The 9,252-nt window shown below is 71.7% G+C and carries 8 protein-coding genes; all 8 read left to right on the forward strand.

Annotated features, from left to right (window positions below; genetic code table 11):
• The coding region (locus tag AB8Z36_RS22390) for an aminotransferase-like domain-containing protein (RefSeq protein WP_369215145.1) at positions 1-1,278 on the forward strand (1,278 nt) is incomplete at its 5' end.
• 162 nt (positions 1,279-1,440) lie between these two features.
• Entirely contained in the window at positions 1,441-2,574 is a 1,134-nt protein-coding gene (gene dpgA / locus AB8Z36_RS22395; protein WP_369215146.1) for a 3,5-dihydroxyphenylacetyl-CoA synthase DpgA, read from the forward strand.
• A 29-nt stretch (positions 2,575-2,603) separates the two neighbouring features.
• Positions 2,604-3,362 carry an enoyl-CoA-hydratase DpgB gene (gene dpgB / locus AB8Z36_RS22400; RefSeq protein ID WP_369215147.1) on the forward strand — a complete coding sequence of 253 codons (759 nt, stop codon included), beginning with the start codon at positions 2,604-2,606 and terminating at the stop codon, positions 3,360-3,362.
• Positions 3,359-4,729 (forward strand): (3,5-dihydroxyphenyl)acetyl-CoA 1,2-dioxygenase DpgC, encoded by a 1,371-nt coding sequence (gene dpgC, locus AB8Z36_RS22405; RefSeq protein WP_369215148.1) that lies wholly within the window; start codon positions 3,359-3,361, stop codon positions 4,727-4,729. Before dpgB ends, dpgC begins: the two co-directional genes overlap by 4 nt.
• Positions 4,730-4,757: 28 nt before the next feature.
• Positions 4,758-5,567 (forward strand): alpha/beta fold hydrolase, encoded by an 810-nt coding sequence (locus AB8Z36_RS22410; RefSeq protein WP_369215149.1) that lies wholly within the window; start codon positions 4,758-4,760, stop codon positions 5,565-5,567.
• 101 nt (positions 5,568-5,668) lie between these two features.
• Entirely contained in the window at positions 5,669-5,893 is a 225-nt protein-coding gene (locus tag AB8Z36_RS22415; RefSeq protein ID WP_369215150.1) for an MbtH family protein, read from the forward strand.
• Positions 5,894-5,961: 68 nt separating this feature from the next.
• Entirely contained in the window at positions 5,962-8,100 is a 2,139-nt protein-coding gene (locus AB8Z36_RS22420; protein WP_369215152.1) for an ABC transporter ATP-binding protein, read from the forward strand.
• Between the two features lie 240 nt (positions 8,101-8,340).
• Positions 8,341-8,994, forward strand: coding sequence for a response regulator transcription factor (locus AB8Z36_RS22425; protein ID WP_369215151.1), 654 nt, complete (start codon positions 8,341-8,343; stop codon positions 8,992-8,994).
• Positions 8,995-9,252: the final 258 nt, after the last annotated feature.

A 9,252-nucleotide genomic window follows, 5' to 3' on the forward strand; every position in this document is an offset into this window, starting at 1 on the left:
GAACTGCACGCCAGCGTGTCCGCTCCGGTCCTGGACACGATGACGTTCCTCAACGAGATCACCTCCCGCTACCCCGAGGCGATCTCCTTCGCGCCCGGCCGCCCGTACGACGGATTCTTCGACAGCGAGCAGATCTTCACCCACCTGCGGCGCTACCTGGACCACCTCACGGAGCAGGGCGCCTCGCCGCAGCAGGTGCGCACCGCCATGTACCAGTACGGGCCCACGTCCGGCCAGATCCGCGAGATCATCGCCGACTCGCTGCGCGCCGACGAGAACATCGACGTACCCGCCGAGTCCATCGTGGTGACCGTCGGCGCGCAGGAGGCGATGCTCCTCGTCCTGCGTGCCCTCATCTCGGGCCCCGAGGACGTCCTGCTCGTCTCCAGCCCCTGCTATGTGGGGATCACCGGCGCGGCCCGGCTCCTGGACGTCGAGGTCACCCCCGTCGACGAACGCGACGACGGGTTCTCCTGCGCCGACCTGGAAGCGGCGATCCGCGCCGAGCGGGCCCGCGGGCGCCGCCCCCGCGCTTTCTACATCGTGCCCGACCACTCCAACCCCTCCGGTACGACGATGGGGCCGCGCGCCCGCGCCGAACTGCTCGAACTCGCCCACCGGCACGGCATCCTCATCCTGGAGGACAGCCCCTACCGCCTGGTCAGCCCGGGGCCGCCGCTGCCCACCCTGAAGTCGATGGACCGGGGGCACACGGTCGTCCACCTCGGCTCGTTCTCCAAGACGGTGTTCCCCGGGGCCCGTGTCGGGTTCGTCGTCGCCGACCAGCCCGTCCTCGACGAAGCGGGCCGCACCGGGCTGCTCGCGGACGAACTCGCCAAGGTCAAGAGCATGGTGACGGTCAACACCTCCTCGCTCAGCCAGGCGGCCGTCGCGGGCGCGCTCCTCGCGGCCGACGGCCGGGTCTCCGAGCTGAACACCGCGGCCGCCGCGTACTACGGCGACGCCATGCGCGCCACCCTGCGGGAGCTGGACACCCACCTGACGTACGACAGGCGTACGGCGCTTGGCGTGCGCTGGAACGAACCCACCGGCGGCTTCTTCCTCACCCTGCGTGTGCCGTTCCGCGCGGACAACGCGGCCCTGATCAGGTCGGCGCAGGACTTCGGCGTCATCTGGACGCCCATGACCTACTTCCACCCCGGCGGCGGCGGCCTCGACGGCATCCGTCTCTCCACCAGCTACCTGACGCCCGCTCAGATCGCCGAGGGCACGGCGCGGCTCGCCCGCTTCATCGAGGCCGAGAGCGCACGCGCCTGACGGCGTACGGGATGTACGGAGACGTACGGGGTCCACGAAGACCTATGAAGACCCACGAAGGCTCAACGGGCGACACCTGAAGGGGGACAGCACCGTGACCGGCCACGACACCATGCGAGAACAGCGTCGCAGCAAGCCACGCATGTGGGGGTGGACGTTCCGATGACCACCATCGAGACGGCACCGATCCAGACGGCACCGAGCGAGGCGACACCGCCCGGGGCTCTCCACGACGTCCACGCCCCGGAGATCATCGGGGTGGGCACGGCGGTGACCCCCACCTCGTACACCCAGACCGAAGTGCTCGACGCTTTCCGTATCACCGACCCCAAAGTGCGCTCGGTCTTCCTCAACAGCGCGATCGAGCGCCGCAATCTGTCACTGCCACCGGCCGACGACCAGGGCAACCGCACCGCCGAGTCCCAGGGCGACCTGCTCGACAAGCACAAGGCGCTGGCGATCGAGATGGGCGGCGAGGCCCTGCGCGCCTGTCTCAAGAGCGCCGGAGCCGACCTCGCCGATCTGCGGCACCTGTGCTGCGTGACCTCCACGGGCTTCCTCACCCCGGGGCTGAGCGCGCTGCTCATCCGCGAGCTGGGCATCGACCGGCACTGCGGCAGGGCCGACATCGTCGGCATGGGCTGCAACGCCGGACTCAACGCCCTGAGCGTGGAGGCGGGATGGTCCGCCGCGCACCCCGGTGAACTGGCCGTCGTCCTCTGCGTGGAGGCGTGCTCGGCCGCGTACGCGATGGACGGGACGATGCGCACGGCCGTCGTGAACAGCCTCTTCGGCGACGGCGCCGCGGCGGTCGCCCTGCGCAGCGGACCCGGCACCGGCGGACGGCGGGACGAGGGCCCGCGCGTCCGCAAGTTCGCGAGCTGCATCATTCCCGAGGCCGTGGACGCGATGCGCTACGACTGGGACCGCGACCAGGCCAGGTTCAGCTTCTTCCTCGACCCGCAGATCCCCTACGTGGTGGGCGCGCACGCCGAACTGGTCGTGGACCGCCTGCTGGACGGCACCGGACTGCGCAGGAGCGACATCCGGCACTGGCTGGTCCACTCCGGCGGCAAGAAGGTGGTCGACGCCGTCGTGGTCAACCTCGGCCTCACCCGCCACGACGTGCGCCACACCGTCGGCGTCCTGCGTGACCAGGGGAATGTGTCCAGCGGCTCGTTCCTCTTCTCCTACGAACGCCTCCTGGAGGAGGAGGCCGCCCGGCCCGGCGACCACGGGGTGCTGATGACCATGGGGCCGGGCTCCACGATCGAGACGGCGCTGATCCGATGGTGAGGGCGGAGCGGATGGCGAGGACGGAGCGCATGGCGAGGACGGAGCCGACGGTGAGGACGGACGAGACCATGGAACCCCTGCACGCGCTGGAGCTCGACGGCTCCGAGCCCCTGTCGGCCTCGGCCGTCAAGGCGGTCGCCGACCTCTGCGACCGCACCGAGGACCAGGGCCAGGAGGGGGACCACGACGGGCGCGGCATAGCCGTCGTCCATGTCACCGGCGCCCCGGACGGCGACTGGGCCGGCGGCCTCGACGTCATGCTGGTCACCAAGTGGGAGCGCGCCCTGCGCCGCTTGGAACGCCTGCCCACGGCCACCGTCGCCGTCGCGCACGGCGACTGCGGGGGCACCGCCCTCGACGCGTTCCTCGCCGCCGACCTGCGCGTGGCCGCCCCCGGCACCCGACTCCTCGTGCCGCGCGACGCCACCGCCACCTGGCCCGGCATGGCGGGCTACCGCCTGGTGCAGCTCGCCGGGGCCGCCCGCGTCCGCCGTGCCGTGCTCTTCGGCCGCCCCATCGAGGCGGCGGAGGCACTGGCCCTGGGCATCGTGGACGAACTGGCCGAGGGCTCGGTGGGGGCGGTGGGCGCGGCGGCGGGTCTCGTCCACGGCCTGTCCGGCCAGGAGGTGGCCATTCGACGGCAGTTGCTCTTCGACGCCGCGACGACCAGCTTCGAGGACGCCCTGGGCGCCCACCTGGCGGCCTGTGACCGGGCACTGCGACGGGGAGCTGAGACACGGGCCCTCGCCCGGCAGCGGGCCACTCGGACCGAGGGAGCGGCGTCATGAGCTCGCTGGTCTCCGGGCGTCCGGACACGGCCGCCGCAACGSCGCGCCGTGCCCCGCACCGGGACGTGCGGGAGGGGTGGCGGGACCTTGTCGTCTCGTCGGGGGCCGTCGCCCGGGTGGACGAACTGGCCGCCGCCCTGCCTCCGCCGCCCGCCCGTACCGCCGGGCAGCGGGCGGAGATGGACGCCGCCAAGGACGCGGCACGCACGCTGCGGGCCACGTTCCTCGGCGCGTACGCCGACGCCGTCTACGACCGGCTGACCGCAGGACGCACGGTCTCCCTGCGGATCGACGCGCTGGTGGACGCCGCCGCGGCGGACTTCCCCGGGCTCGTCCCCGACGACATCCGTCTCGCGGCCGAGCGGAGCAGGCCGCAGGCGGCCAAGGAGGGCCACGAGATCGACCAGGGCATCTTCCTGCGGGCCATGCTCCGCTCGCCGGTCGCGGGCCCGCATCTCCTCGACGCCATGCTCCGGCCCACCGACCGCGCGCTCGCCCTGCTGCCGGTGTTCACCCACACCGGGGTGGCCCGTATGGAGTCCGTGCACCTGGAGCGCGGCGACGACGGCGTCGCCCGGCTCACCCTGTGCCGGGACACCTGTCTGAACGCCGAGGACAGCCGCCAGGTCGACGACATGGAGACCGCGGTCGACCTCGCCCTGCTCGACCCGGCCGTCCGGGTCGGGCTGCTGCGCGGCGGCGAGATGAGCCATCCCCGCTACCGCGGCCGGCGCGTGTTCAGCGCGGGCATCAACCTCAAGAGCCTCAGCGCGGGCGACATCCCGCTGGTCGGCTTCCTGCTCCGCCGCGAACTCGGCTATCTGCACAAGCTCGTCCGCGGCGTCCTCACCGACCACCCGGGCCAGTGGCACTCGCCGTACGTGGAGAAGCCCTGGCTCGCCGCCGTGGACGGCTTCGCCATCGGCGGCGGCGCGCAGGTGCTGCTCGTCTGCGACCATGTGATCGCCGCCGCCGACGCCTATCTGAGCCTGCCCGCCGCCAAGGAGGGCATCATCCCCGGCGTCGCCAACTACCGCTTCGGCCGGTACGCGGGCCCGCGCCTGTCCCGCCAGGTCATCCTGGGCGGCCGCAGGATCAGGGCCGCCGAGCCCGACGCCCGCCTCCTGATCGACGAGGTCGTCGAGCCCGAGGGGATGGACGCCGCCGTGGAGCGCGGCCTGGCGGGGCTGGACGGCACCGCCGTCCTCACCAACCGCCGCATGCTCAACCTCGCCGACGAGCCCCCGGACGCGTTCCGCGTGTACGTCGCGGAGTTCGCGCTCCAGCAGGCGCTGCGGATCTACGGCCAGGACGTCATCGCCAAGGTCGGCCGCTTCGGCGCCGCCCAGCGGGACGCGCGCCCCTGAACCGACGCGAGAGTGAGAGGGGGGCGCGATGCCGGTCGCCCGGCTGCGGGGCAGCAACCTCGCCTACGACGAGTACGGCACCGGGGACCCGGTCGTCATGGTCACCGGCACCGGGGCCCCGGGCCGCATGTGGCGCACCCACCAGGTGCCCGCCCTGACCCGGGCGGGCCACCGCGTCATCACGCTCGACAACCGGGGCATCCCGCCCAGCGACCCCTGCCCCGACGACTTCACCCTCGACGACATGGCGGCGGACATCGCCGCGCTCATCGAGCACCTGGGGGCGGGCCCCTGCCGGGTCGTGGGCTACTCCCTCGGCGCGATCGCGGTCCAGGAACTGCTCCTGGCCCGCCCCGGCCTCGTACGCCAGGCCGTCCTGCTCGCGACCAGCGGGCGCACCGACGCGCTGACCGGGGCGATGACGGCCGCCGAGCTCGAACTCGTCCCCGAGGGGGCCAAGTTGCCGCCGCGCTTCCGGGCGTATGTGCAGGCGCTCCAGAACCTCTCGCCGCGGACCCTGAACGACGAGGAGTCCCTGCGGGACTGGCTCGCCGTCCTTGAGCTGTCGGCGGTGGACCTGTCCGGCGTCCGGGGCCAGCTCGGGCTCCAGCTCATCCCCGACCGCAGGGCCGCCTACCGGCGCATCCGCACACCCTGTCTGGTGATCGGATTCGCGGACGACCTCGTCGTACGCCCGCACCTGTCCCGAGAGGTGGCACGGAGCATTCCCGGCGCCCGGTACACCGAAATACCCGGCTGCGGCCACTACGGATATCTGGAGAATCCCGCCGCGGTGAATGCGGCGATCACCGCCTTCTTCACCGGCCGTACGCCGTGAACTCCCGATCCCCGGGCCCTCCGTCTGGACGGCCTTGTCGCCCCAGAAGGGCCCGGATAGCGTAACTCACGCTCATTCGACGCTTATTGACGGGGGAAGTCATGCCAAATCCGTTCGATGACGAGAACGGCACCTTCCTGGTTCTCGTCAACGACGAGAACCAGCACTCGCTCTGGCCCGTGTTCGCGGAGATCCCCGACGGCTGGAAGGCCGTGTTCGGCGAGGACACCCGGAAGTCCTGCCTCAAGTACATCGAGGAGAACTGGACGGACATGCGCCCCAAGAGCCTCATCGACGAGATGGAGAAGTACGACACCGCCAGCTAGCGGAACCAAGCTGGGGAACAGGCGAGACCCGACCGGAAAGACAACGAAAACAGGAGGATTTCGTGGCCATGATCGGCGGCCCGGGGCCGATGGTGATACGGGGGATGGGGCCGGACGAGTCGGTGACCAGGCAGCAGATCAAGGCCGGCACGGCTAAACGAATCCTCCCCTACGCCAAACCGTACCGACTCAACATAATCCTTCTCCTGGTCGTCACCGCGCTCAACGCGTGCAACGTGGTGGCCATGCCCATCCTGTTCAAGTACCTCATCGACGACGGCATCACCAAGGGAAACACCTCGGTCGTCGTCTGGATCTCCGTGGCCGTCGCGGGCCTCGCGCTGCTCAGTGCGGTCGTGGGGTTCGCCGAGGCCTGGTACTCGGGCCGGATCAGCGAGGGGCTCATCTACGACCTCCGCACCAAGATCTTCGACCATGTGCAGCGCCAGCCACTGGCGTTCTTCACCCGCGCGCAGACCGGCTCCCTGGTCAGCAGGCTCAACACCGACGTCGTCGGCGCCCAGCAGGCCGTCACCACGCTCCTGTCCACGGTGGTCTCCGCCGGACTGACGCTGATCCTCGTGCTCGTCGCGATGTTCTACCTCTCCTGGGTGGTCACTCTCATCTCCCTCGTGGTGATCCCGCTGTTCATCCTGCCCGGCAGGCTCGTCGGGCAGCGCCTCCAGCGGATCATGCGCGAGCACATGCAGGTCAACGCCGAGGTCGGCTCGTTCATGAACGAGCGGTTCAACGTCACGGGCGCGCTCCTCGCCAAGCTCTACGGCCGCCCCTCCTCCGAGACGGGCCTGTTCTCCCGGCTCGCCGCCAGGGGACGCGACCTGGGCATCCTGACCTCCGTCTACGGCAAGATGCTCTTCCTGACGATGACGCTGGTCGGCTCCCTTGCCACCGCCCTCGTCTACGGCCTCGGCGGCAGCCTCGTCATCGAGGGCACCTTCCAGATCGGCACCCTGGTGGCGCTCGCCACGCTGCTCACCCGGCTGATGGCGCCCATCAACCAGCTCTCCGGCGCCCACACCAGCCTGGTCACCGCGTTCGTCAGCTTCGACCGGCTCTTCGAGATCCTCGACCTCAAGCCGCTGATCTCCGAGAAGCCGGACGCGGTGGCGCTGCCGTCGGCCGCCGAGGGCGGCACGACCGCGCCGGAGATCCAGTTCGACGGCGTCTCCTTCCGCTACCCGAAGGCCGCCGACGTCTCGCTCGCCTCTCTGGAGTCCATCGCCCTGCCCGCTCAGGAACGCGGGCAGAACGCCTGGACCCTGCGCGACCTCAGCTTCACCGCCCCCGCCGGCCGGCTGACCGCGCTGGTGGGCCCGTCGGGCGCGGGCAAGACGACCATCACCCACCTCGTGCCGAGGCTCTACGACCCGGTCGAGGGCGTGATCCGCATCGGCGGCCACGACCTGCGCGACGTCACCCTGAAGTCGCTCAACGACACCGTCGGCATGGTCACCCAGGACGCCCACCTCTTCCACGCCACGATCCGCGACAACCTCACCTACGCACGGCCCGACGCGACCGAGCAGGAACTCGTCGACGCGTGCAAGGCGGCCCAGATCTACCACCTCATCGAAGCGCTGCCCGAGGGCTTCGACACCGTGGTCGGCGACCGCGGCTACCGGCTCTCCGGCGGCGAGAAGCAGCGCGTGGCCATGGCGCGGCTGCTCCTGAAGGCGCCGCCCATCGTCGTGCTCGACGAGGCCACCGCCCACCTCGACTCCGAGTCCGAGGCGGCCCTCCAGCGCGCCCTGAAGACCGCGCTGCGCGGCAGGACCTCCCTGGTGATCGCCCACCGGCTCTCCACGATCCGGGACGCCGACCAGATCCTCGTCGTCGACGAGGGCCGGGTCCAGGAGCGCGGCACGCACGAGGAGCTGCTGGCGATGAACGGGCTCTACGCGGAGCTCTACCGCACCCAGTTCGCCCGCCAGACCTCCGGCAACGGCAACGGCGACCAGCCGCACCCCGAGCCCGTGCCGGAACCGGTCGGCGGACCCGTCCTGCACGGCGGCCCGGAAGGCCCCATGCCCGGCGGTCCCGGCGGCCCCGGCCTCTTCCTGCTGCCGCCCGGCGCGGGTCCCGGCCCGGACGGCGGCCCCATCCCGGGCCCCAACGGCCCAGGCCCCCGGGGCCCCGGCGGCCCGAACGGTCCGAACGGCCCTGGACCGAGGGTGCGCGGCGGCTAGCAGGCCCGCCGAGACACGGAACCCCGGCATCCGCGACGCCGTACGAGGGCGTCGCGGATGCCGGGCTGTCACGCGGGGTACGTTGGAGCTGAACGTGCTTCGCACACGGCAGGGGCGGGATGTGACCGGTGTGTGACGTCGGCACGGGCATCGTGGTCCGCCGAGTCGTGGTCCGCCACGAGATCCGCCGCCGTCGCCCGCTCGTCCCGGCCGCAGCGCACGCTAGTTGGGGGTGACCGGGTGAGGGTGCTGGTGGTCGAGGACCACGTCGAACTGGCGGAGTCCGTCGCCAGAGTGCTGCGCAGGGAGGGCATGGCCGTCGACGTCGTGCACGACGGCAAAGGCGCCCTGGAACACGCCTCCGTCGTCGACTACGACGTGGTCGTCCTCGACCGGGACCTCCCCGACATCCACGGCGACGAGGTGTGCGGAGCGCTCGTCGAGGGCCCCGCCCCCGCGCGTGTCCTGATGCTCACGGCGTCCGCCACCATCGCCGACCGCGTGGAGGGCCTCACGCTCGGCGCCGACGACTACCTCCCCAAACCCTTCGCCTACGCCGAACTGGTCGCCCGTATCCGGGCGGTGGCCCGGCGCTCCGCGACCGCCGTGCCGCCGGTCCTGGTCCACGGCGACCTGCGGCTCGACCCGGCGCGCCGGGTCGCCACCCGCGCCGACGAGCGGCTCGCCCTGACCCCCAAGGAGTTCGCGGTCCTGGAGTGCCTGATGGAGGCGCAGGGCCGCGTGGTGTCGGCCGAGGAGCTGCTCGACCGGGTGTGGGACGAGGCGGCCGATCCGTTCACCACCACGGTCAAGGCGACGATCAACCGGCTCCGCACCAAACTCGGTGCCCCGCCCGTCGTCGAGACCGTCCCGCGCGGCGGCTACCGGATCTGAGCGATCCGCTGGGACGCCGGGTGCCTGACCCGAAGATGTGAGGTGAGACGCCAATGCGTCCGCTCAACCCCCACCCCGGCCCGTCACCGCTGCCAGGCCTCAGGGCCTTGCTCTCCGGAATCACCCCACGCCGATGGCCGCGACGGCCCGGGGGGCGCGGGAGCGGTGTGCCGGGGGAGGGCGAGGGGCTCGGGCGTGGTGGGCCCGGGGAAGGTGTAGGCCTCAAGCGCGGCGGTGCTGGGGAGGCCGGGAAAGCGC

Source organism: Streptomyces flavofungini, assembly GCF_041028215.1.
Lineage (GTDB): Bacteria > Actinomycetota > Actinomycetes > Streptomycetales > Streptomycetaceae > Streptomyces > Streptomyces flavofungini_B.